Genomic DNA, 23,012 nt, shown 5'->3' on the forward strand with positions numbered 1-23,012 from the left:
CGCGCCGGACGGTAGCGTAGAGCGACGCGAGCCGCGAGCACGGAGGAGGTGGCCGGTGCATCTGAAGAGCTTGACCCTCAAGGGGTTCAAGTCGTTCGCCCAACCGACCACCTTCGCCTTCGAGAAGGGCGTCACATGCGTCGTCGGCCCGAACGGATCGGGCAAGTCGAACGTCGTCGACGGCCTCGCCTGGGTGATGGGCGAGCAGGGCGCCAAGACGCTGCGCGGCGGCAAGATGGAGGACGTCATCTTCGCCGGCACCGCCACGCGTGGGCCACTGGGGCGCGCCGAGGTGCAGCTCACGATCGACAACGCGGATGGCGCACTGCCGATCGAATACGCCGAGGTCACGATCTCGCGCACGCTGTTCCGCAACGGCGGCAGCGAGTACGCGATCAACGGCGAGCAGTGCCGTCTGCTGGATGTGCAGGAGCTGCTCTCCGACTCCGGTCTCGGACGCGAGATGCACGTCATCGTCGGACAGGGCCAGCTCGACCAGGTGCTCCACGCGACCCCCGAAGACCGGCGCGGCTTCATCGAGGAGGCGGCCGGCATCCTCAAGCACCGCCGCCGCAAGGAGAAGACGCTCCGCAAGCTCGACGCGATGCAGGCCAACCTCACGCGCCTCTCCGATCTCGCCGGCGAGATCCGCCGCCAGCTCAAGCCCCTCGGGCAGCAGGCGCAGATCGCGCGCGAGGCCCAGACCATCGCCGCGATCGTGCGGGACGCGCGGGCCCGCCTGCTGGCCGACGAGGTCGTCGAACTGCGCCGCTCGATCACGGATGTCACCCGCACCGAGTCGGAGCGCAAGACCGAGCGCGTCGTGCTGCAGGAGCAGCTCGACCAGTCGAAGCTGCGTCAAGCCCGCATCGAGCAGTCGGAGAGCTCGGATGCGGTCGACGAGGCCCGGCGCATCGCCTTCGGCCTCGAGCAGGTGCAGGACCGCCTGCGTTCTCTCTACACGCTCGCCAATCAGCGCCTCTCGTTGCTCTCGCAGCAGTCCGAGCTGCCGGGCATGGGGGCGACGCTCTCGGAGTCGACCGTTGCCGACGCCTTCGCCGAGGCCGAGCGTCTGCAGAGTGGTATCGCCGAGGCGGAGGCGGTGCTCGGGCGGGCGACGGCGGCGACCGCGACCGCACGGGCGAGCCTCGACTCGCTCGACGAGGAGATCAGCGCCCAGTCGGCGCTCGTGAGCCAGCACGACCTCGAGCAGGGACGCCTCGCGGGTGCCGTGCGCGCCGCCGAGGAGCGGCTCGGCGCCTTGCGTGCGCAGCTCGAGCGGCAGCGCACGGCGCTCGCGGCCTCCGAGGAGCGTCGCGAGGCTGCCCGGGCCGAACTGCTCGCCCTCGAGGGCGACGACGAGGGCGTCGCCGAAGACACCGAGCTCGCCCACGCCGTCACCGCGGCCGAACAGGCGGTCACCTCGCTGCAGGATCGCGTCGACGCGCTCCGGGAGGAACTGCACACCGCCGAGCGCGAGCGCGACGCCCTCGCGGCGCGCACGAGCGCCCTCACGATGGCGACCGACCAGCAGGACGGATCGCAGCAGATCATCAATCTGAGCGGCATCCGGGGCCTCGTGGCCGAGCACATCAAGGTCGAGTCCGGCTACGAAGCAGCGATCGCCGCCGCCTTCGGCTCGCTCGCCGACGCCGTGCTCGCCGAAAGCTGGGATGCCGGGGTTGCGGCCCTTCGGCATGCCCGCGACGCCGAGGCGGGGCGCGTGGAGATCGTCGTGGCCGACGCCGCGGCTCCCGCCGATCCGACGGGACTGCCGACCGGGGTGCGCAGTGCCGCGTCGCTCGTGACAGGACCCAACGGCATCCGAGGCGTGCTCGCCGGCGTCGTGGTGGCCGACGATCTCGAGGTGGCGCGCGCCGCCTGGCCCGCGCTCGCGAAGCTCGGCGGCATCACGGTGATCACGCGTGCGGGCGACGTGCTCGCCGAGCACGTGCTGCGCGGCGGATCCGGCGCCGGACGCAGCCGTATCGAGCTGCTCGCCGAGCGGGATGCCGCGCAGCAGAAGCTCGTGGGCGTCACCACCACGATCGAGCGCCTGGCGCACGAGCTCGCCGAGCAGCGCGAGAAGCTCGACCTGGCCCGCATCGACCTCGTGCAGGCCTCGACGGCGCTCAAGCAGTTCGAGGCGCGCCTCGCCGAGCGCTCGGAGGCCCTCGGACGTTCGCGCGTGCAGCTCGAGGCGGCCGCCGCCGAGAGCGAGCGCCTCGCGGAGGCGATGGGCGGTCTCGGCGAGCAGGTCGCGGTCGCCGAGGCGGGGGTCGAGAAGGCCATCGCCGATCGCGACGCCCACGCGGCGACGCCGCGCCCCATGCTGGATGTGTCGGCCCGCGACGAGCTGCTCAGCGAGCTCGAGAACGCGCGCACCGTCGAGGTGGCGGCCCGCGTCGAGCTCGAGACGGCACGCGAGCGTGTACGCGCCCAGCGCGAGCAGGCCGAGCAGTTGAAGCGCCGACTCGAGGCCGAGCGTGCCGCGGCGGAGGAGGCCGCGCGGCTCGCTGTGATCCGCCGCCACCAGATCGAGGCGGCGCAGGGCGTCATCGAGGTGCTGCCGGCCGTGCTCGACACCGCCGATCGCTCCGTCGCTGAGGCGCGCGTCGCGCTCGCCGCCGCCGAGGCCGACCGCGCCAAGCAGAACGAGGAGCTCGCCGAGCTGCGGCGCACCGAGGCGGGGCTGCGCGAGCGGCTCGCGGCCCTCAACGAGAACGTCCACGGCCTCGAGATGCAGGCCTACGAGAAGAAGCTGCACCTCTCGAGCCTGCTCGAGCGCGCCGCCGACGAGCTCGGCCTCGTCGAGGACGTGCTCGTCGCCGAGTACGGACCCCACGTGCCCGTTCCCGTCGACGCGCCTGCCGCAGCCGCGTCGCCCGCCGCCGACGTGCCCCCGCATCCGCCGCTCCGAGCCCTGCCGCAATGTCGAAAATGCAGGAGAATTCCGAGCACCCCCGAGAACTCGGGAGCGGATGCGGACGCTGAGGCCGGTTCTCCTGCATTTTCGACAATCGAGGCCGGCGACGACGTGCCCGACGCGGTGCAGCAGACGGATGCCGTGGCGACCGAGCCGTTCGACCGCGCGAAGCAGAAGGCGCGCCTCGAGAAGGCCGAGCGCAAGTACGCCCAGCTCGGCCGGGTGAACCCGCTGGCCCTCGAGGAGTTCGCGGCGCTCGAGCAGCGCCACAAGTTCCTCACCGAGCAGCTCGCCGACCTCACGGCCACCCGCAAGGACCTGCTCACGATCATCGACGAGATCGACGAGAAGATGCAGGACATCTTCGCCGCCGCCTTCGCCGACACGAAGGCCGCGTTCGACGAGGTCTTCCCGCTGCTCTTCCCGGGCGGCACCGGCTCGCTGCACCTCACCGACCCCGACAACCTGCTCACCACCGGCATCGAGGTCACGGTCAAGCCCGCGGGCAAGAAGATCGAGCGCCTGTCACTGCTCTCGGGCGGCGAGCGCTCCCTCGCGGCGGTCGCGCTGCTGTTCGCGATCTTCACGGCGCGGCCGAGCCCGTTTTACATCCTCGACGAGGTGGAGGCGGCGCTCGACGACGCCAACCTCGGCCGCCTGCTGAGCGTCATCGAGCGGCTGCGCGAGAACTCGCAGCTCATCGTGATCACCCACCAGAAGCGCACGATGGAGATCGCGGATGCCCTCTACGGCGTCTCGATGCGGCAAGACGGTGTGAGCGCGGTCGTCGGGCAGCGCGTCGTGACCGAGGCGGAGTCCCAGGGCGAACGCGCGAGCTGAGTGGCGCTACGCCACCGGCTCGCCGTTGACGGTGAGCACCCGCCAGCCGTCGCCGTCCCGCTCCATCGTCGACACGGCACCGTTGAGCACGACCTCGACGGGGTAGCCGGTGAGCCGGATGAGGGTGTACTTCATGATCGTGCCGTGGCACACCACCACCACGTTGCGCCCGGGGTAGTCGGCGTCGATGCGCGCGAGGCCCCGCAGGCCCCGGGCTACGACGTCATCGAGCGACTCTGCGCCGGGGTACGCGCGGTCGGGCCAGCGCTCGATCGCCTCCGCGCTCGGCGTGCCCTCGAGGGGGCCGTAGTCGCGCTCCGCGAGCTCGGGATAGGCGGGCCCGAGCTGCAAGCCGAGGTCTTCGGCGACGATGCGTGCGGTCTCGCGCGCCCGGGCGAGCGGGGAGCTCACGATGGCGTCCCACGTCCACTGCGTCAGCATCCCTTCCGCCTCGCGCGCCTGCTGACGCCCGGTGTCGTTGAGGTGGATGTCGCTCGACCCCTGGAGGAGTCCGTCGCGGTTCCAGTCGGTCTGGCCATGGCGGATGAAAGCAAGGGTCACCCGTCCATCCTGCCTGACGCTGCGGTGCAGGAGCTCCCGGGCGTGGGCGTAGAGGGGGCTCGGAGGTCCGGGCATCTCCGCCTCGGTTCCTGCACGACTGCATCCGACAGCGCCGGGTAGCCTGGCTGCATGGCGGCATCCTGGTCTCTCGGCGGCGCATTGCGCGGCATGTTCCAGAAGGCGACGATCGACGAGAACACCTGGGACGACCTGGAGACGGCGCTGCTGAGCGCCGACTTCGGCCCGGATCTCACCGAGACGATCATCGACGAGCTGCGCGCGAGCGTCGAGCGCTACCGCACGACCGATCCGAAGGACCTGCAGCGGATGCTGCGCGAGTCGATCGAGGAGCGCCTCGCGAAGCTCGACTCCACCTTGCACCTCACCGCGCGGCCCGCCGTCGTGCTCGTCGTCGGCGTGAACGGCGTGGGCAAGACGACGACGATCGGCAAGTTCGCGAAGTTCCTCACCACGCACGGCCGCAGCGTCGTCGTGGGGGCCGCCGACACCTTCCGCGCCGCGGCCGTCGAACAGCTCGCGACCTGGGCCGAGCGGGCGGGCTCACGCATCGTGCGGCCGCAGCAGGCGGGGCAGGATCCGGCATCCGTCGCCTTCCAGACCGTCGAACTCGCGCAGCGTGAGGGTGTCGAGATCGTGCTCATCGACACCGCGGGCCGACTGCAGACCAAGTCGGGTCTGATGGACGAGCTCAGCAAGGTGCGCCGCGTCGTCGAGAAGCTCGAGCCCATCGCCGAGGTGCTCCTCGTGCTCGACGCGACCACCGGGCAGAACGGGCTCGCACAGGCCGACGCCTTCATCCAGCACGCGGGAGTGACCGGGCTCGTGCTCACCAAGCTCGACGGCTCGGCCAAGGGCGGCTTCGTGCTCGCCGTGCAGCAGAAGACCGGCATCCCGGTCAAGCTCGTGGGGCAGGGCGAGGGCATCGACGACCTCACGGGCTTCACTCCGCACGTGTTCGCGCAGCAGCTCGTCGGCTGAGCGGGCCGCCGGCGGCGGGGGCGGTTCTCCCGCCGCAGGGGCGCGGCTCCAGCCGCGCCACGAATCACCGTCAGCTGAGACGGTGGTCTCCGGGGCGCAGCACCCGCAGCCAGCGGTAGCCGTAGGGCTCGAGTTCGACGTCGACGCGACCGCGCGGGCCGAGCGGGGTGGTGGCCTCGCGCAGCAGGTCGGCGAGCACGGTGTCGTCGGGCTCGCCCGCCACGGTGATCGGCACGGTTGCCGCCTCGGGCGCGAAGTTGTGCAGGGCGATCATGCGTCCGGTGTCGGAACGCACCGAGTGGGCGAAGACCGCCGGCACGTCGTGCTCGAGGATCTCGAGCTCGCCCCAGCCGATCTCCGAGGAGGAGCGGTAGCGCGTGATGAGCCGCTGCATGTGCCGCAGCAGGGAGTCGGGGTCGTGCCGCTGCGAGATCACGTTCACGTGCTCGGGCGCGTAGCCGCCGCTCGGGGGCCGCGACACGAGGCGTGAACGCGGCGCCGTCGAGAAGCCGCCATGCTTCTCGTCCGACCACTGCATGGGTGTGCGCACCGACATCCGTCCCGGAATCTCGAGGTTCTCGGCCATGCCGATCTCCTCGCCGTAGAACAGCACCGGCGTGCCCGGCAGCGAGAACAGCAGGCTGTAGACCATGCCGATGCGGCGCGGATCGCCGTCGAGCATCGACGGCAGGCGACGCACGATGCCGCGACCGTAGACCCGCATCCGCTCCTCCGGCGCGAAGGCCGCGAAGACCTCCTCGCGCTCCGCGTCGGACAGCTTGTCGAGGGTGAGCTCGTCGTGGTTGCGCACGAAGTTCGCCCACTGCATCTCGGGCGGCAGGGGCGGGCGGGTCGCGAGCATCTCGGCGAACGGCCGCGCGTCGGAGCGCGCGAGCGACAGGTAGAGCCACTGCATGCCCATGAAGTCGAACTGCATCGTGAGCTGGGATGCGCCATCGCCTCCGCCGAAGAACTCCAGCTGCTGCTCATACGCCAGGTTCACCTCGCCGAGCAGGATCGCCTCGCTCGAGCGCCGTTGCAGGAAGCGACGCAGGTCGCGCAGGTGGTCGTGCGGGTCGCCCCCGACGCCCTCCGGCAGCTCGAGCAGGAACGGCACGGCGTCGACACGGAACCCCGAGACGCCCAGCTCGAGCCAGAACCCCATGACCCGCGCGATCTCGTCTTGCACGAGCGGGTTGGCGATGTTGAGCTCGGGCTGGTGCTTGTAGAAGTTGTGCAGGTAGTAGCGGTCGACCTTCGGCTCGTAGGCCCACACGCTCGTCTCCTCGCCGGGGAAGACGGATGCCGCCTCCTTCTTGGGCTTCTCGTCGCACCACACGTAGTAGTCGTGGAAGACGGAGTCGCGGCTCTGCCGAGCCTTGCGGAACCAGGGGTGCTGGTCGGAGGTGTGGTTCACGACGAGGTCGATGATGACCCGCATGCCGCGATCCTTCGCCATGCGCATGAACTCGACGAAGCGGCCCAGGTCGCCGAGTCGTCCGTCGACGTTCAGGAAGTCGGTGATGTCGTACCCGTCGTCGCGCCCGGGGGTCGGATAGAACGGCATGAGCCAGAGGCAGGTCACCCCCAGGTCGGCGAGGTGGTCGATGCGGTGGGCGAGCCCCTCGAGGTCGCCGCGACCGTCGCCATCCCAGTCCATGTAGGTCTCGACGTCGAGGCAGTAGACGACCGCGGTCTTCCACCACAGGTCGCTCGTGTCGGTGATCTTCATCGCGCCGCCTTCAGCTCGGGGAGCACCTCGCGTCCGAACACGGTGAGGAAGCCCTCCTGGACCTGCCCCACGTGGTGCAGGTAGAGCTCGTCGAATCCAAGGTCGGCGAGCGCGAGCAGGTGCTCGATGTGCGCGTCGGGGTCGGATGACACGAAGACGTGCTCGGCGATCTCCTCGGGCGTGGCGTCGTCGCAGCGCCGGTCGAACTCCGCGGGATGGTCGATGTCCCACAACTCGGGTGGCGCGATGACGGCGTGCCGCCACTGGTCGTGAGCAAGCAGCAGCGCCTCGTCGTGGTCGGGTGCCCAGCTCAGGTGCACCTGCAGGGCGATCGGGCCCCGGCCTCCGGCGCCGCGGTAGGCGTCGATCACCTGTCGCAGCGATTCCGCATCCCGGGCGGCCGTGATGAGGCCGTCGGCCCACTCGGCCGCGCGCCGCGCCGTCTCGGGACCGATCGCCGCCGCGACGAGCCGCGGAGTCGCATCCGGCACCGACCAGAGCCGCGCCTCGTGCACCCGCACGTGTCTGGAGACGTCGACCTGCTCGCCGGCCAGCAGCTGCCGGATGACGTCGACGGATTCGCGCAACCGTGCGTTGCGGGTGGCCTGGTCGGGCCACGGCTCACCGGTGATGTGCTCGTTGACGTTCTCGCCGCTGCCGAGCGCGGCCCAGAACCGGCCGGGGAAGAGCTCGCCGAGGGTTGCGATCGCCTGCGCGACGATCGCCGGATGCGCGCGCTGCCCGGGCGCCGTGACGACGCCGAACGGTAACCGCGTGGTGGCGAGCGCGGCACCGAGCCAACTCCAGGAGTACCCCGAGTGGCCTTGGCGCTCGCTCCAGGGGGCGAAGTGGTCGGAGCACATGGCGGCGTCGAAGCCGACCTGCTCGGCGCGTTGTACCGCGGCCAGCAGTTCCGATGGCGGGCTCTGCTCGTGCGAGGCGTGGAAGCCGATGACGGTCACGCGGGCTCCTCTCGATCGTGTCGAGATTCGCCCGACGAGCGGCGGACGACAAGGGCGTTGCGAGCCAAGCGCACGTCGGCTAGGGCGGGCAGTAGTGAGCACCCCTGAGGTTCCGCTAGCATCACCTCAACCCGAGGGAGGCTCGATGTCGCTGGTCCGTCCGATGTTGGGTGTTCTCACGCTCGGCGCCGTGGTTCTCGGCACCTCGGGCGTGCCGTCGAGCGACGTGCACGGCGCGGCGTCTCCGGCGTCCGCCGCAGCGGGGAGCCCGCGGAAACAGGGCCCTGGACGCTGCCCATCTTCGAGGCGGCCGACCCCGTCGCGATCGCGACGGACGACGCGACCGCCGAGCGCGCCGACCCGGTGCCGGACGCTCAGGGTGCCGCCTCGAGCGGCGGCGGAGGGCTGCCGAATCCCCTCGGAATGGTCAACGGCACCTTCCCGGGACTGGTCTGGGCGGTCGCCGACGTGCGGGAGGTGCGTTCTGCGGTCAACGCGTTCCGCAGCTCGAAGGGGCTGCCGGCGCTCGGCGCCCCTCCGGCAGTTGCGCCGATCGCGGCGTGATCGCGACGCCCGCGTTCGGGATCCCCGCCGGAACGACACACGGCAAGCTGCTCGTGAAGCAGAATGCGGCGTTCCTCTCGGCCGTGCCGAAGGACGGGGGCATCATGACGGCCGATATCGCCGCGGCCGGCGACACCGACATCACCGGCACCTTCCGTCCGAACTCGACCGTGCTGCTGCGCCTCTACGAGTGCGGCGCCTCGATCACCGACAGCTACTTCTCACCGCCTCCCCAGGATCAGCCCGACCCCCAGCCGGCGCCGAGCCCGCAGCCGACGCCCACCCCGCAGCCCACGCCCACGCCCGCGCCAGCGCCGCCCCCGCCGCCCGCGCCGACCGACCCGATGCCGTCACCGTCGCCGACGGGCTCGCCATCGCCCGAACCTCCGACGGAGCCGGCCACGCCCTGATTCCGGCTGGAGTACCCGCCCGAGTGCGGCAGGATGGCACCGTGAGCGACGACGCGACGGCCCCGGCATCCTTCCTCATCGACGCGGGCGGTGACGCCGGCACCGATCCGCGCGCGTTCGCGACCGGGGCTGCCGAACTCGAGGCCGCCGGCTACGACGGCATCTTCGCCGCCGAGACCAAGCACGACCCGTTCGTCTCGCTCACGGCCGCGGCCATGCGCACGGAGCGCGTCGACCTGATGACCGGCATCGCCGTCGCCTTCGCCCGCAACCCGATGACCGTCGCCGAGACCGCGAACGACCTGCAGCTCGTGTCGGGCGGCCGCTTCATCCTGGGCCTCGGATCGCAGATCAAGCCGCACATCGAGCACCGCTTCTCGATGCCGTGGTCGGCGCCCGCCGCCCGGATGCGGGAGTTCGTGGCCGCCGTGCGCGCGATCTGGTCGGCGTGGGAGACCGGCGAGAAGCTCGCGTTCACCGGCGAGCACTACCGGCATACCCTCATGTCGCCGTTCTTCTCGCCGGGACCGAACCCGCACGGCAACCCGCCGATCTGGATCGCCGCAGTGGGGGAGCGGATGACCGAGACCGCGGGCGCCGTGGCCGACGGTGTGCTCGCCCACACGTTCACCACCGAGCGCTACCTGCGCGAGGTGACGCGTCCCGCGCTCGAGCGGGGTGCGGCATCCGCGGGCCGTGACGCGGGCGAACTCGGCATCAGCGTGCCTGCGTTCGTCGCGGTGGGCGAGACGGATGCCGAACTCGCCCGTGCGATCCAGGCCACCAAGCAGCAGATCGCGTTCTACGGCTCGACGCCCGCCTACCTGCCGGTGCTCGCTCTGCACGGCTGGGAGGGCGTGCACGAGCAGTTGCACGCGGCGTCCCGGCGCGGTGAGTGGAAGCAGATGGCGGAGCTCATCGACGATCGTCTGCTCGCGGCATTCGCCGCCGTCGGATCGCCCGGCGAGGTGGCCGGACAGCTACGCGAGCGCTTCACCGGGCTCGTCACGCGCCTGTCGTTCAGCGCAAGCTACCCCATCCGCCCGGAGGTGCAGGCCGCGCTGCTCGCGGGTCTGCGCGGCACCGCGGTGTGAGGAGCCGCCCGGCGATCAGCCGCTCGGGCTCGGCGTCGGCCCCGGCATCGGGATCTCACCCGTGGCCACGAGCACGAATGCCGAGATGACGGCGACCATGAGCATGACGATCACCGTGCCGCCGGTGATGAGCAGCACGACGGCCCAGGGGTGCGTCGTGGTCCATCCGATGGTGCCGGGGTAGCGTTCGGTGATGTCGACGACGGCGAGGCCTGCGGGGGCTCGCACGATCGGCGCCCCGATCGCCTCGGCGATGGCCTCGAGCTCGTCGTCGTCCCACACCTCCGCCGAGAGCACGAACATCCTCTCGAGCACGGGCGAGACGCCGTAGAGCGTCGCCCGCCGGGTGCCCGGCAGGGGAAGGAAGACGAGCGTCGAGATGGCGTGCACGGGCCATCTCCTAGTGCGCAGCGGGCCGCGGATGCGCAGCTCGCCGTCGGCGACCGTCACGCGCGTGCGGCGGAAGTACACCGCAAGCGCGACCCCGCCCAGCATGAGCGCGCCGCCGAGACCGATGAGGGCGAGGCCGAGGCTCGGCCAGGCCGCGATGAGGAGCGCCAGCACGAGCAGCGGCGCAAGCCACACCATGCGTGCGAGCAGGCGTCGGTGGAACGCGGGCCACGAGGGATGGAACTGCCGCGGCTCGCCCGTGGGGACGTCGGTCACGCGAGTTCCCGATGGCGCGCGGACAGCTCTCGATACACCTCCGCATTGTGGCGGATGCCGGCGACCTCCTCGTCGCTCAGCTCGCGTCGCACCTTGGCGGGCACCCCCGCCACGAGCGATCGGGGCGGGATCACGGTGCCCTCGAGCACGAGCGCCCCCGCGGCCACGAGTGACTCGCGGCCCACGACGGCGCGGTTGAGCACCGTCGCATTCATGCCGATGAGGCAGTCGTCTTCGATCGTGCAGCCGTGCACGACCGCGCCGTGGCCCACCGAGACGCCCGAGCCGATCGTCACGGGCACCCCCTCGTCGACGTGCACGACGACGTTGTCCTGCAGGTTCGAGCCGGCCCCCAGCACGATCGTGTCGCTGTCGGCGCGCAGCACCGCCCCGTAGAACACCGAGGACTCCGGATGCAGCACCACGTCGCCGATGATCGTCGCGTTCGGCGCCACCCACGCGGTGCCGTCGATGCGCGGGGTGCGGTCGTCGAAAGACAGGATCACGCTCATGCCGCCACGCTACCGCGCAGCCCTGATCCCCGGCCGTCGACCCGCATCCAGCAGGCCCCACGTAGGATGTAGCCGTCATGGCTACCTTCGGCACGCTCTCCGACCGGCTCACCGAGACCTTCAAGAACCTCCGCACCAAGGGCAAGCTCAGCCCCGCGGATGTCGACGGCACGGTGCGCGAGATCCGTCGCGCCCTGCTGGATGCGGATGTCGCTCTCGAGGTCGTGAAGGAGTTCACCGGAAGCGTGCGCGAGCGTGCGCTCTCCGACGAGGTCAGCAAGGCCCTCAACCCGGCCCAGCAGGTCGTGCAGATCGTCAACGAGGAGCTCATCGGCATCCTCGGCGGGCAGCAGCGCAAGCTCGAGTTCGCGAAGAAGCCGCCGACCGTCATCATGCTCGCGGGGCTCCAGGGTGCGGGTAAGACGACGCTCGCGGGCAAACTCGCGAAGTGGCTCAAGAAGGAGGGGCACACGCCCCTGCTCGTCGCATCCGACCTCCAGCGTCCGAATGCCGTGACCCAGCTGCAGGTCGTGGGCAAGCAGGCCGGCGTTCCGGTGTTCGCGCCCGAGCCCGGCAACGGTGTCGGCGACCCGGTCAAGGTCGCGAAGAACGGCGTGGCCGAGGCGGAGCGCAAGCAGCACGATGTCGTGATCGTCGACACGGCGGGGCGCCTCGGCATCGACGCCGAGCTCATGAAGCAGGCCTCCGACATCCGCAAGGCCACGAACCCCGACGAGGTGCTGTTCGTCATCGACGCGATGATCGGTCAGGATGCCGTCAACACGGCGCGCGCCTTCCAGGAGGGCGTCGACTTCACGGGCGTCGTGCTCACCAAGCTCGACGGCGACGCGCGCGGCGGCGCCGCCCTCTCGGTCGCCTCCGTCACAGGGCGCCCCATCATCTTCGCCTCCACGGGTGAGGGGCTCGACGACTTCGAGCCGTTCCACCCCGACCGCATGGCGTCGCGCATCCTGGACCTGGGCGACATCCTGACCCTCATCGAGCAGGCGCAGGCCGCGTTCGACGAGGAGGAGGCGGCGAAGGTCGCGGAGAAGTTCCGCACCGACACCTTCACCCTCGACGACTTCCTCGCGCAGATGCAGCAGCTCAAGAAGATGGGCTCCCTCAAGGGCATGCTCGGGATGCTTCCGGGTGCGCGCGGCATGAAGGACCAGCTCGAGAACTTCGACGAGCGCGAGCTCGTGCGCACCGAGGCCATCATCCAGTCGATGACCCCGGCCGAGCGACAGAACACCAAGCTGCTCAACGGTTCGCGGCGCCTGCGCATCGCGAAGGGTTCGGGCATGACGGTCACGGATGTCAACCAGCTCGTGGCGCGCTTCGAGCAGGCCGCCAAGATGATGAAGACGGTCGCCAAGGGCGGCATGCCGCAGATGCCGGGCATGGGGCCGATCCCGGGCGCGCACGGCGGCAAGAAGGCGGGCGCCAAGAAGAAGGGCAAGGGCGGATCGCGCTCGGGCAATCCCGCGAAGCGCGCGGCGGAGAACGCGGCGCTCGCGCAGGGTGTGAAGCCCGGGGCCCCTTCGGGTGGCGGCTCGGGCTTCGGCCTCGGCGGCGCGGGTTCGACCCAGCAGGCCCCCAGCGAGGAAGAGCTCGCCGCTCTGCAGAAGCTGCTCGGCCGCCGCTGAGCCAGCGCGGGCGGGAGCCGCTCGCTAGCGTGAAAAGCATGACTTCGCGTCCGACCCGTATCGCCCTTCAACTCCAGCCCCAGCACGCCGATTACCCCGCGATCCGGGATGCCGTGCGGCGCGCGGAAGACCTCGGCGTCGACGTGATCTTCAACTGGGACCACTTCTTCCCGCTGAACGGCGACCCCGACGGCAAGCACTTCGAGGCCTGGACGATGCTCGGCGCGATCGCCGAGCAGACGAGCCGGGTGGAGTTCGGATCGCTCGTGAACTGCAACTCCTACCGCAACGCCGATCTGCAGGCCGACATGGCCCGCACCCTCGACCACATCTCCGCCCACGACACGGGAACCGGGCGCTTCATCTTCGGCACAGGTGCTGGCTGGTTCGAGAAGGACTACACCGAGTACGGCTACGAGTTCGGCACGGCGGGCTCGCGCATCGACGCACTGGGCGAGGCGCTGCCGCGCATCGAGGCACGCTGGGCGAAGCTCAACCCGGCACCGACCCGTCGCATCCCGATCCTCATCGGCGGCAGCGGCGAGAAGAAGACGCTGCGACTGGTGGCGCGGCACGCCGACATCTGGCACTCCTTCCCCGATCCCGAGACCCTCACCCGCAAGCTCGGCATCCTCGCGGAGCACTGCGCGGCGGAGGGCGCGACCTCGCCGACATCGAGATCTCCGTCGAGAACCGCCACGGCGATGAGGCCAAGGCGGATGCGCTGCGTGAGCTGGGTGCGACCCTGTTCACGGTGGGCGTGTCGGGGCCCGACTATCCGCTCGATGCCGTGAAGCGCATGGTGGCCTGGCGGGACGCCAACAGCTGACGGCTAGCGTGGTCGTCATGCCGCGTCCCATCCGCATCGGCGTGCAGATCGCGCCCCAACACGCCTCGTATCCGGTGCTCCGGGATGCCGTGCGGCGCATGGAGGATCTCGGCGTCGATCTCGTCATGGGCTGGGATCACTTCTTCCCGCTCACGGGAGACGCGGAGGGCGCCCACTTCGAGGCGTTCACGGTGCTCGCCGCGATCGCCGAGCAGACGAGCCGTGTCGAGTTCGGCCCGCTCGTGGCGGCCACGCCCTTCCGCAACCCCGACCTCGTGGCCGACATGGCTCGCACGATCGATCACATCTCCGCCCACGACACCGGAACCGGGCGCTTCATCCTGGGTCTCGGCGCCGGCTGGAACGAGCGCGACTTCGCCGAGTACGGCTACGACTTCGGCACGGTCGGCTCGCGCATGACGACGCTCGAGCAGGCGGTGCCGCCGATCCGCAGACGGCTCGGCAGGCTCAACCCGGCGCCGACGCGCAGCATCCCCATCCTCATCGGCGGCGGGGGAGAGCGTCGCACCCTGCGGGTCGTGGCCGAGCACGCAGACATCTGGCACGCCTTCGGCGACGTCGACACGCTCGCGCACAAGATCGCGGTGCTCGAGGAGCACTGCCGGGCCGTCGGGCGCGACCCGCGTGAGATCGAGTACTCCACCGGCACGAGCGTGCGGGGACTCGGCGTGGGCGATGCCGCGACGGCCGAGCGGTTCGTCGAGCTGGGCTTCACGACCTTCGTCGTGGCGATCACGCCGCCCGAGCTCGACGACACCGCCCTGCGAGCCCTGCTGCGCTGGCGCGATCAGCGAGGTGCGTGAGGAGCCGCACAGCGGCGTCGTGGAACCACGCCGCGCTCGTCAGGCGGCTCCCATCCCGCCGCGGAACTCGCGGATGAGGTGCGCCGCCACCGCGCGCAGGTCGCCCTCGGCGTCGTCCGCCACCCGCAGCTGCCGCTGGTAGCTCGCGCCGGTCGCGAGGATCGTGCGCACCCTCCAGCTCGGCACGGCATCCGAGCTCCGCCGCGATCGGCAGCAGGTCGTCGAGCGTCTCCTCGAGGTGCGCCCGCACGGGCCGCTCCAGGCCGGTCGGATCGACGATGAGCTCGGCGTCGAGGCCGTAGCGCGCCGCTCGCCACTTGTTCTCGCGGTGGTACCACGGCTGCAGGATCGGCAGCGCGCGTCCGGCATCCAGTTCGCGCGAGAAGTACTCGACGAGGGTCTGGGTGAGCGCCGCGACCGCCGCGAGCTCGGCGAGCGTCGACATGCCGTCGCACGCGCGCACCTCGATCGTGCCCCAGCGGGGAGCGGGACGGATGTCCCAGCGCACCTCGGTGGCGTCCTCCATGATCCCGGTGCGCACCATGTCGTCGAGGTAGCCCTCGTATGCGGCCCAGTCATCGAGCGGCCAGGGCAGGCCCGCGGTCGGCAGCTGCTGGAACACGAGGGCGCGATTCGAGGCGTAGCCGGTGCGCTCCGCGGCCCAGAACGGGCTCGACGCGCTGAGCGCCTGCAGGTGGGGCAGGTAGCCCGAGAGCGCCCGGATGAGCGGCATGACCTTGCGTCGCTCCTCCACGCCGACGTGCACGTGGATGCCCCAGATCATCATGTTGCGGCCCCACCACTGGGTGCGGTCGATGAGCGTGTGGTAGCGGGTCTTGTCGGTGACAGCCTGGTCGAACCACTGGGCGAAGGGATGACTGCCCGCGCACATGAGCTCGACGCCGAGCGGGTCGCTCGCCCGGCGCACGGCGGCGATCGCGTCCGCGATGTCGGCGACGGCTTCGGCGACGTCGCGCCCGATGCCGCTTGTGATCTCGACCGTGTTGGTGAGCAGCTCGGCCGTGGCGGAGTACCGGTCATCCGGCGACGCGGCCGCCAGCACCTGGTCGATGATCTCGGGGCCGCGCCCCACCAGCTCCCCGGTCGCGGGATCGACGAGCATGAGCTCCCATTCGAGCCCGACGGTGCTGCGGGCGGACGGCGCGAAGTCGACCTTCATGCGGGGAGTCTGACATCCGCATGCCGCTGGCGGGAACGGGTTGTCTTCTGACCGTTGTGCAGGTATCGGGTGTCGGGGGCACCGCGTAGCGTCAGGCCGTGCCCACCATGCGTCTGTCGCCCGCCGTCCTCGCTGCGATCACCTTCACGATCCTGGCCTGGGCGAGCGCGTTCATCGTGATCCGGGGCACGGCGCCCGAGATCGGGGAGGGCGCTCGCGCTCGGCCGGCTCCTCGTCGGCACCCTCGCCCTCGGGGTGGTCATGCTCATCGTGCACCGCTGGGTGCGGCCCTCGCGGCGGGAATGGCTGCTGCTCGCCGTCTACGGCGTCGCGTGGTTCGGCGCCTACAACGTCACCCTCAACCTCGCCGAGCACACCCTCGACGCCGGCACCACGGCGATGATCGTGGGCATCGGCCCCATCCTCATCGCGCTCGGCGCGGGTCTCATGCTCGGCGAGGGTGTTCCGCGCTGGCTCGGAATCGGCACCGGGGTCGCCTTCGCGGGTGTCGTGCTCATCGGGCTCTCCGCGAGCGTCTTCGGGGGTGGGCACGTCGACCTCGTGGGCGTGCTGTGGGCGCTCGCCTCGGCCATCACCTACGCCGTCGGGGTGCTCGCGCAGAAGCCCGTGCTGCGGCACATTCCGCCGCTGCAGGCGACGTTCCTCGGATGCGTGATCGGGATGATCGCGTGCCTCCCGTTCGCCGGCCAGCTCGTGGCGGAGGCCGCCGTGGCATCCCCGAGCGCGCTTCTCGGCGTCGTCTACCTCGGCGTCGTGCCGACGGCCCTCGCGTTCACGACCTGGGGCTACGCGCTCGCGCGTGTTCCCGCTGGTCAGCTCGGCATCTCGACCTACGTCGTGCCGCCGCTCGCGATCCTCGCCGGCTGGCTCGTCTTCGGCGAGGTACCGGCCCTGCTCGCGATCGTGGGCGGGGTTCTGTGCCTTGCGGGCGTGGGCATTTCGCGTCGACGCGGCCGGGTTGCCACGCCCGCGCCGGTGCTGAGTGGCACCGCACCCGCGGACATGTCAGAATAGGACGTTGGATCCGCGCTGCCCGACCCTCTATCTGGCACGCAGGGTTCCCCTTCAGAGCTTTCTGCCGAGTGTGCCCCCACGCGCACGGGAGCAGTTCGACCCCACTTACACACGTTCAGGAGAATTGTGGCTGTCAAGATCCGCCTCAAGCGGCTCGGCAAGATCCGTGCCCCGTACTACCGCATCGTCGTCGCCGACTCGCGCACCAAGCGCGACGGTCGCGTGATCGAAGAGATCGGCAAGTACCACCCCACCGAGGAGCCCTCGTTCATCGAGGTCGACTCGGAGCGCGCCCAGTACTGGCTCTCCGTCGGCGCGCAGCCGACCGAGCAGGTGCTCGCGCTTCTCAAGCTCACCGGCGACTGGGGCACCTTCAAGGGTGAGAAGGGCGCCAAGAGCACCGTCAAGACGAAGGAGGCCCCCGAGGCCTTCGTCGCCGACGAGAAGAAGAAGCCGGTGCTCAAGCCCAAGGCCGAGAAGCCGGCTCCCGCGAAGGCCGCCGACGAGGACGCCGCCGCCGCGACCGGTGACGACGAGACCGCCGAGACGGTCACCGACGCCGAGGCCGCGGTCGACGAGGCCGCCGGTTCCGAGGCGACCGAGGCCGAGGCCCCGGCCGACGCCGACGCCGACAAGGAGTAATCGTGCTCGCATCCGCCCTTGAGCACCTCGTCAAGGGGATCGTCGATCACCCCGACGACGTGCAGGTGGATTCGTCGAGCTCTCCGCGCGGCGAGGTCCTCGAGGTGCGTGTGCACCCCGAGGACCTCGGCCGCGTGATCGGCCGCTCGGGGCGCACCGCGAAGGCCCTCCGCACCCTCGTGACGGCGCTCGCCGACGGGCGCCGGGTGCGCGTCGACGTCGTCGACACCGACGCGGCGTGAGCGGGACCAAGCGTCCCGGCACCACCCAGCTGCGCGTCGGGCGGCTGCTGAAGGCGCATGGACTCAAGGGCGCCCTCAAGCTCGAGCTCTACACCGACGACCCCGCCAAGCGCTTCGTGCCGGGAGCGACCTTCTCGCTGCAGGTGCCTGCGGCATCCGAGTGGCACGGCAAGAGCCTCGAGCTCACCGAGCTGCGCTGGTACAACGGCCACCCGGTGGCCTTCTTCGAGGGCGTCGCCGACCGTACGGCGGCTGAGACCCTCGTCAAGGCGATTCTCTGGATCGACGCGGATGTCGCGGCCGAGGAGCCCGAACCCGACGCCTGGTACGACCACCAGCTGGTCGGCCTGCGCGCGCTGCGCGACGGCGTCGAGGTCGGCGAGGTCGTGCGCGTCGAGCACCTGCCCGCCCAGGACCTGCTCGTCGTGAAGACGCCCGCCCGCGAGGTGCTCGTGCCGTTCGTGGCGGCGATCGTGCCGACCGTCGACGTCGAGGCGGGCACCCTGACCCTCACCCCGCCCGCGGGCCTCTTCGAGGACCTGCCGACCGATCCGGCTGACACCGTCCCCGACGACACCGGGGCGTAGCTGGAGCCGTGACCCGAGGGCGGGGGACACGCCCCCGTCGTGCGGTCGTTCCTCCCGCCGCGGACGGCTCAGGCCGCGACGTCGAGCCGGTAGCCGCGCTTCACGACGGTCGCGATGATCGGCGCGCCGAGCGCCCGTCGGAGTCGGCTGAGCGCCATCTCGAGCGCGTGCTCGTCGGCCGTCCCCGCCGCCCGCAGCAACTGCTCGCGCGACACGACGGCACCCTCGGCATCCAGCAGGGTGCGCAGCAGCGCGAGCGGCGTCGGCGTGAGCGGGATGCGCCGCCCGTCGAGCTCGACGATCGTGCCCCGCACCACGACATCGCCGTGCGCCGTGCGGGCCCGCGCGACCCGCAGCTCCGGCAGCCGCTCGCACACGAGGCGGATGAGCGCCCCCATCCGGTAGCGATCCGGTTGCAGGGGCAGGATGCCGGCCGACACGAGCGGTGCCGCGGTCACCGGCCCCACGGCGGCAGCGACCACGCCCCTGCGGAACGCCGCGAGCATCGCGTCGTACGCCCCCAGAGCATCCGCCGCGGCATACAGCGCATCGACGGCGGGCGCGCTCGTGAACGTGACGCAGTCGAGCTGGCCCTGGCAGATCGCGTCGACGAGACGCGGGATGCGTTCATCGGCGTCGTCGAGGGCGCGCCACCGGTAGGGCGCGACGAGCAGAACCCGATGGCCGGCCCGCCGCAGCGGATCCAGCAGCGCGTCCTCGAGGTAGCCGTGCGCCTGCACCGCGATCGTGAGCCCCGCCGCGTGCTCGGCGAGCACCTTCGCGACGAGGGATGCGGTGGTCTCCTCCTCGCTCATGCCCGCGTCGTCGAGGCCGGCAGCGCGCACCCCGCCGCGCGCCTTGGGGCCCCGCACGAGGATGCGCGAGGCCTCCATGGCGTCGAGGAGCGCCTCGCCGAGCCCCGCGGCATCCGCGACCTCGAGCCAGCGCCGGATGCCGAACGCGGTCGTCGCGAGCACGATGTCGGGCTCGGCCTCGATGATCGCGCGCGTGTCGGCGATGACGCGGTCGTCGTCGCGCGCGTGCTCCATGCGCAGCGTCGGGGCGTGCACGACCTGCGCGCCCCGGCGTTCGAGGGCGTCGATCAGATCGGCGGCCCGGCGCTCGCTCGTGACCCCGATGCGGAACCCTTCGAGCTGCGCGCGGTGGAACCCCGGCACGAGCTCGGCCCCCGGTGCCCCCGTCATGGCGCGATCGCGTCCTCTCCGGCGCGGCGCAGCACGGCATCCGCCGCGACGTCACCCTCGGCCGCGAGTCGCACGACCTCGCCGATCACGATCACGGCGGGCGAGCGAACCCCGCGCGCGCCGCGGCGACGGGCAGCTCGCCGAGCGGCGCGCAGGTCGTGCGCTGCCCGCTGCGGTGTCCGCGTTCGATGACGGCAGCGGGCGTGTCGGACGCAAGCCCGGCCGCGACGAGCCCGGGCGCGAGCGCCGGCAGGGCGCTCACCCCCATGAGCACGACGATCGTGCCGCCGAGCCCCGCGAGGTGGGTGAACTCGGATGCCGTGAGCGGCGCGTGCCCCGAGATCACGGTGAACGCGTGGCTGATGCCGCGGTGCGTGAGCGGGATCCCGGATGCCGCCGGCACCGCGACCGCGCTGGTCACGCCCGGGATCACCTCGACCGGCACCCCCGCACGTCGGCACGCGAGGACCTCCTCGCCACCCCGCCCGAAGATGTACGGATCCCCGCCCTTCAGGCGCACCACGCGAGCCCCCGCGAGCGCGTGCTCGACGAGCAGTCGCTCGATCTCGTGCTGCGGCACGGCGTGGTGGCCGGGCAGCTTGCCGACGTCGATGTGCACCGCGTCGGGGCAGAACTCGTCGAGCACCTCGATCGGCGCGAGGCGGTCGTAGAGCACGACGTCGGCCTGCCGCAGTGCTTCGACGGCGCCGAGGGTGAGCAGGTCGCGCGACCCGGGCCCGCCGCCCACGAGGGTGACGCGCCCGGGGGTGACGCCGTCGGAGCGCCGCTCAGTCATCCTCGCCTCCCCGCACCGGGATGCGCGCGCCCGCGAGCAGCACGCGCCCGTCCGGCACGCCCGCCGAGAGCTCCGCCGCGGTCGCCGGTCGCGCCTGCCCGCGCTCGATGACCCGGGGAATGCCGGGCGCCGCATCCGCCGGCGCGTTCACGAAGCTGCGGAAGCGCTTGAGCCGCTCCGGGTCGCGCAGCGTCGCGGCCCACTCGTCCTCGTAGTTCTCGACGTGCCGCGCCATCGCGGCCTCGAGCTCCGCGCCGATGCCGAGTGCGTCATCCACGACGACGGAGCGCACCCGGTCGAGCCCGCCGTCGAGCTCCTCGATCCAGCGGGCCGTGCGCTGCAGGCGATCGGCGGTGCGGATGTAGTACATCAGGAAGCGATCGATGTAGCGGATGAGGGTGTCGTCGTCGAGATCGCTCGCGAGCAGCTGCGCGTGGGCTGGCTGGAAGCCGCCGTTGCCGCCCACGTAGAGGTTCCATCCGGCCTCCGTGGCGATCACGCCGACATCCTTGCCGCGGGCCTCGGCGCACTCGCGCGCGCATCCCGACACCCCGAACTTGAACTTGTGCGGCGCCCGCAGCCCGCGGTAGCGCAGCTCGAGCTGGATCGCCATGCCCACCGAGTCCTGCACGCCGAAGCGGCACCACGTCGATCCGACGCAGCTCTTCACGTTGCGCAGGGCCTTGCCGTAGGCCTGCCCCGACTCGAAGCCGGCCTCCACGAGCTGCGCCCAGATGTCGGGCAGCTGGTCGAGCCGTGCCCCGAACAGGTCGATGCGCTGACCTCCCGTGATCTTCGTGTAGAGCCCGAACTCGGTGGCGACCCGCGCGATCACCGCGAGCTTCTCGGGGCTGATCTCGCCGCCCGGGATGCGCGGCACGACCGAGTAGGTGCCGTCGCGTTGCATGTTGGCAAGCGCCCGGTCGTTGGTGTCTTGCAGACCGCCAAGATCGCCGTCGAGGATGTAGCCGCCGCGCTGGCTCGCGAGGATGGATGCGACGGCCGGCTTGCAGATGTCGCAGCCGCGTCCGGTGCCGAAGCGCGCGATCGTCTCGTCCCACGAGGTGATGCCGAGCGTGCGGATGAGCTCGAAGAGCTCCTGCCTGCTGTGCCCGAAGTGCTCGCAGAGAGCGTGCGACACGGTGAGACCGGACTTCGCGAGCTCCTGCTCGAGGGTCTTCTTGATGAGCGGCACACACGATCCGCACTGCAGCCCGGCGCGCGTGCAGGCCTTGAGCTCCGGCACGGTGTGGCAGGGCTCGGCCCCGTCGACGCCGTGCACGGCGGAGCGCACCGCGCCGACCGTCACGTTGTTGCACGAGCACAGCAGGGCGTCGTCGGGCAGCTCGTCGGCGCCCGCGGGCTCCGCACCGGATGCCGAGAGGTACGCGGCAGGCTCGGAGCCGAGTTCGCGTCCGAGCAGGGGCCGCAGGGTGAGGTAGGGCGCGGCGTCGCCGACGAACACCCCGCCGAGCAGCGTGCGGGCGTCATCCGACACGACGACCTTCTGGTACATGCCACGCGCCGGGTCGGCGTAGACCACCTCGAGCGCGCCCGGGGTGGTGCCCATGGCATCCCCGAAGCTCGCGACCTCGACCCCGGCGAGCTTGAGCTTGGTGGCGTCGTCGATGCTCGTGAACGTCGCGTCGCCCCCGAGCAGTCGGTCGGCCACGACCTCGGCCATGGCGTTCGCTGGGGCGACGAGCCCGACGCAGCGACCCAGCACGTGCGCGACCTCGCCGATCGCCCACACGCGCGGGTCGGAGGAGCGGCACTCCTCGTCCACCACGATGCCGCCGCGCGGTGCCACCTCGATCGCGGCGGCGGATGCCAGCTCGTCGCGCGCGGCGATGCCGATCGCGAAGACGATGAGGTCGGCATCGATGCTCTGGCCGTTCGTGAGCCTGACGCCCGACACGGCGCCCGCGGTGCTGAGGATCTCGCGCGGGCGGGTACCGAGGTGCATCGTGATGCCGCGGGACGCGATGAGCCGGCCGAGCGCTTGCCCCGCCCCTCGTCGAGCTGGGCCGACATGAGCCAGCCGCCCGAGTGCACGATCGCCGAGTCGGCGCCCAGCTCGGCGAGACCGCCCGCCGCCTCGAGTCCCAGCAGGCCGCCGCCCGCGACCACGGTGCGCGGTGCGCGCCCGAGCACCGCCGAAAGCAGGGCGACCTCGGCGGCGAGGTCGTCGACATCCGCGATCGTGCGATAGACGCGAGCGTGCTCGGCGCCGGGGATCTCGGGAACGGGTGCACGCGATCCGGTCGCGAACACGACGTCGTCGTAGTCGAGCATGCGCCCCGCATCCGTCGTCACCGTGCGCGCGACGCGGTCGAGGGCGATCGCGCGTTCCCCGCGCAGCAGCGTGATGCGCTCGTGCTGCCAGACCGAGGGGTCGAGGGTGAGGTCGTCACCGCCGATGAAGCGCTTGCTGAGCGCCACCCGGTCGTACGGCAGCTGCTCCTCCTCGCCGATCACCCAGAGCCGGATGCGGCCCGCGGCATCGCGTGTGCGGATCGCGTCGGCCAGGCGGTGCGCCGCAGGCCCCGCCCCGATCACGATGACGCGGCGTGGTGCGTTCTCGTCGGTCATGCTGCCTCCCGTCGTGCTCGACAGTAGGCAGCCGCCGTTGCCCCGCTGTTTCCCCCGTGTAACAGGCACCTCACACGCACCCCACGGATGCCGCGTGACCGTGTGAGCACAGCGTCACAGTCCCGAAACCTGCCGCGCCGGTGGGCGAAACACGCGCCGCCTAGC

The 23,012-nt window shown here is 71.4% G+C and carries 18 protein-coding genes and 3 pseudogenes; 12 read left to right on the top strand and 9 right to left on the bottom strand.

The features are described 5' to 3' along the window. Nucleotides 1–55 precede the first annotated feature (55 nt). The gene (locus tag QQK29_RS11165) at nucleotides 56–3,766 is read left to right on the top strand and encodes an AAA family ATPase (RefSeq protein ID WP_284300329.1); all 3,711 of its coding nucleotides are present in this window, start codon (nucleotides 56–58) and stop codon (nucleotides 3,764–3,766) included. A 6-nt stretch (nucleotides 3,767–3,772) separates the two neighbouring features. Here QQK29_RS11165 and QQK29_RS11170 read toward each other — a convergent pair whose 3' ends face one another. Continuing rightward, nucleotides 3,773–4,327, bottom strand: coding sequence for a histidine phosphatase family protein (locus QQK29_RS11170; RefSeq protein WP_284300331.1), 555 nt, complete (start codon nucleotides 4,325–4,327; stop codon nucleotides 3,773–3,775). 129 nt (nucleotides 4,328–4,456) lie between these two features. Here QQK29_RS11170 and ftsY point away from each other — a divergent pair, with 129 nt between their 5' ends. Beyond that, complete coding sequence (gene ftsY, locus QQK29_RS11175) at nucleotides 4,457–5,326, top strand: signal recognition particle-docking protein FtsY (RefSeq protein ID WP_284300333.1); 870 nt, start codon at nucleotides 4,457–4,459, stop codon at nucleotides 5,324–5,326. 70 nt (nucleotides 5,327–5,396) lie between these two features. Here the strand turns inward: ftsY and QQK29_RS11180 are convergent, their stop codons facing one another. Both QQK29_RS11180 and QQK29_RS11185 read right to left on the bottom strand, forming a co-directional pair. Beyond that, the gene (locus tag QQK29_RS11180) at nucleotides 5,397–7,058 is read right to left on the bottom strand and encodes an alpha-amylase family protein (protein WP_284300336.1); all 1,662 of its coding nucleotides are present in this window, start codon (nucleotides 7,056–7,058) and stop codon (nucleotides 5,397–5,399) included. Further along, entirely contained in the window at nucleotides 7,055–8,020 is a 966-nt protein-coding gene (locus QQK29_RS11185) for a TIGR03885 family FMN-dependent LLM class oxidoreductase (RefSeq protein ID WP_284300338.1), read from the bottom strand. The genes QQK29_RS11180 and QQK29_RS11185 overlap by 4 nt, the downstream gene beginning before the upstream one ends. 423 nt (nucleotides 8,021–8,443) lie before the next feature. Here QQK29_RS11185 and QQK29_RS11190 point away from each other — a divergent pair, with 423 nt between their 5' ends. Genes QQK29_RS11190 through QQK29_RS11200 form a run of 3 tightly spaced genes read left to right on the top strand, consistent with a single transcriptional unit; the run spans nucleotide 8,444 to nucleotide 10,088 of the window. Next, nucleotides 8,444–8,584 carry a hypothetical protein gene (locus QQK29_RS11190; RefSeq protein WP_284300339.1) on the top strand — a complete coding sequence of 47 codons (141 nt, stop codon included), beginning with the start codon at nucleotides 8,444–8,446 and terminating at the stop codon, nucleotides 8,582–8,584. Beyond that, complete coding sequence (locus QQK29_RS11195; RefSeq protein WP_284300341.1) at nucleotides 8,581–8,994, top strand: hypothetical protein; 414 nt, start codon at nucleotides 8,581–8,583, stop codon at nucleotides 8,992–8,994. The genes QQK29_RS11190 and QQK29_RS11195 overlap by 4 nt, the downstream gene beginning before the upstream one ends. Before the next feature lie 41 nt (nucleotides 8,995–9,035). After that, nucleotides 9,036–10,088, top strand: coding sequence for a TIGR03617 family F420-dependent LLM class oxidoreductase (locus QQK29_RS11200; protein ID WP_284300343.1), 1,053 nt, complete (start codon nucleotides 9,036–9,038; stop codon nucleotides 10,086–10,088). Between the two features lie 15 nt (nucleotides 10,089–10,103). On the opposite strand, the gene QQK29_RS11205 is transcribed toward QQK29_RS11200, so the two are convergent. Both QQK29_RS11205 and QQK29_RS11210 read right to left on the bottom strand, forming a co-directional pair. Beyond that, nucleotides 10,104–10,754 carry a hypothetical protein gene (locus QQK29_RS11205; RefSeq protein WP_284300345.1) on the bottom strand — a complete coding sequence of 217 codons (651 nt, stop codon included), beginning with the start codon at nucleotides 10,752–10,754 and terminating at the stop codon, nucleotides 10,104–10,106. After that, a complete protein-coding gene (locus QQK29_RS11210; protein ID WP_284300347.1) occupies nucleotides 10,751–11,266 on the bottom strand; it encodes a gamma carbonic anhydrase family protein in 516 nt (171 codons plus the stop codon). Before QQK29_RS11210 ends, QQK29_RS11205 begins: the two co-directional genes overlap by 4 nt. Nucleotides 11,267–11,343: 77 nt before the next feature. Here QQK29_RS11210 and ffh point away from each other — a divergent pair, with 77 nt between their 5' ends. Genes ffh through QQK29_RS11225 form a run of 3 tightly spaced genes read left to right on the top strand, consistent with a single transcriptional unit; the run spans nucleotide 11,344 to nucleotide 14,568 of the window. Then, on the top strand, nucleotides 11,344–12,915 hold the full coding sequence (ffh, locus tag QQK29_RS11215; RefSeq protein ID WP_284300349.1) for a signal recognition particle protein: 1,572 nt from the start codon (nucleotides 11,344–11,346) through the stop codon (nucleotides 12,913–12,915). A 38-nt stretch (nucleotides 12,916–12,953) separates the two neighbouring features. After that, entirely contained in the window at nucleotides 12,954–13,709 is a 756-nt protein-coding gene (locus QQK29_RS11220) for an LLM class F420-dependent oxidoreductase (RefSeq protein ID WP_348533857.1), read from the top strand. Between the two features lie 52 nt (nucleotides 13,710–13,761). After that, nucleotides 13,762–14,568: an LLM class F420-dependent oxidoreductase gene (locus QQK29_RS11225; protein ID WP_284300351.1), complete on the top strand. Its 807-nt coding sequence runs from the start codon at nucleotides 13,762–13,764 to the stop codon at nucleotides 14,566–14,568. A gap of 39 nt (nucleotides 14,569–14,607) precedes the next feature. Here the strand turns inward: QQK29_RS11225 and QQK29_RS11230 are convergent. Continuing rightward, nucleotides 14,608–15,748, bottom strand: a pseudogene (locus QQK29_RS11230) (glutamate--cysteine ligase). Nucleotides 15,749–16,009: 261 nt separating this feature from the next. Here QQK29_RS11230 and QQK29_RS11235 point away from each other — a divergent pair. The 4 genes from QQK29_RS11235 to rimM all read left to right on the top strand — a co-directional run bounded on the left by QQK29_RS11235 (nucleotide 16,010) and on the right by rimM (nucleotide 18,254). Beyond that, on the top strand, nucleotides 16,010–16,783 hold the full coding sequence (locus tag QQK29_RS11235) for a DMT family transporter (protein ID WP_284301962.1): 774 nt from the start codon (nucleotides 16,010–16,012) through the stop codon (nucleotides 16,781–16,783). A gap of 126 nt (nucleotides 16,784–16,909) precedes the next feature. Continuing rightward, a complete protein-coding gene (rpsP, locus tag QQK29_RS11240) occupies nucleotides 16,910–17,425 on the top strand; it encodes a 30S ribosomal protein S16 (protein ID WP_284300353.1) in 516 nt (171 codons plus the stop codon). A 2-nt stretch (nucleotides 17,426–17,427) separates the two neighbouring features. Next, on the top strand, nucleotides 17,428–17,667 hold the full coding sequence (locus QQK29_RS11245) for an RNA-binding protein (RefSeq protein WP_284300355.1): 240 nt from the start codon (nucleotides 17,428–17,430) through the stop codon (nucleotides 17,665–17,667). Beyond that, the gene (gene rimM / locus QQK29_RS11250) at nucleotides 17,664–18,254 is read left to right on the top strand and encodes a ribosome maturation factor RimM (RefSeq protein ID WP_284300357.1); all 591 of its coding nucleotides are present in this window, start codon (nucleotides 17,664–17,666) and stop codon (nucleotides 18,252–18,254) included. Before QQK29_RS11245 ends, rimM begins: the two co-directional genes overlap by 4 nt. Nucleotides 18,255–18,322: 68 nt before the next feature. Here the strand turns inward: rimM and QQK29_RS11255 are convergent, their stop codons facing one another. The 3 genes and pseudogenes from QQK29_RS11255 to nirB all read right to left on the bottom strand — a co-directional run bounded on the left by QQK29_RS11255 (nucleotide 18,323) and on the right by nirB (nucleotide 22,847). After that, nucleotides 18,323–19,459 carry a uroporphyrinogen-III synthase gene (locus QQK29_RS11255; RefSeq protein ID WP_284300358.1) on the bottom strand — a complete coding sequence of 379 codons (1,137 nt, stop codon included), beginning with the start codon at nucleotides 19,457–19,459 and terminating at the stop codon, nucleotides 18,323–18,325. Next, nucleotides 19,456–20,255, bottom strand: a pseudogene (gene cobA, locus QQK29_RS11260) (uroporphyrinogen-III C-methyltransferase). Before cobA ends, QQK29_RS11255 begins: the two are co-directional and overlap by 4 nt. Then, nucleotides 20,248–22,847: pseudogene (gene nirB, locus QQK29_RS11265) on the bottom strand (nitrite reductase large subunit NirB). The pseudogenes cobA and nirB overlap by 8 nt, the downstream one beginning before the upstream one ends. Nucleotides 22,848–23,012: the final 165 nt, after the last annotated feature.

This window comes from Homoserinibacter gongjuensis, assembly GCF_030161875.1.
Classification (GTDB): Bacteria; Actinomycetota; Actinomycetes; order Actinomycetales; family Microbacteriaceae; genus Homoserinibacter; species Homoserinibacter gongjuensis.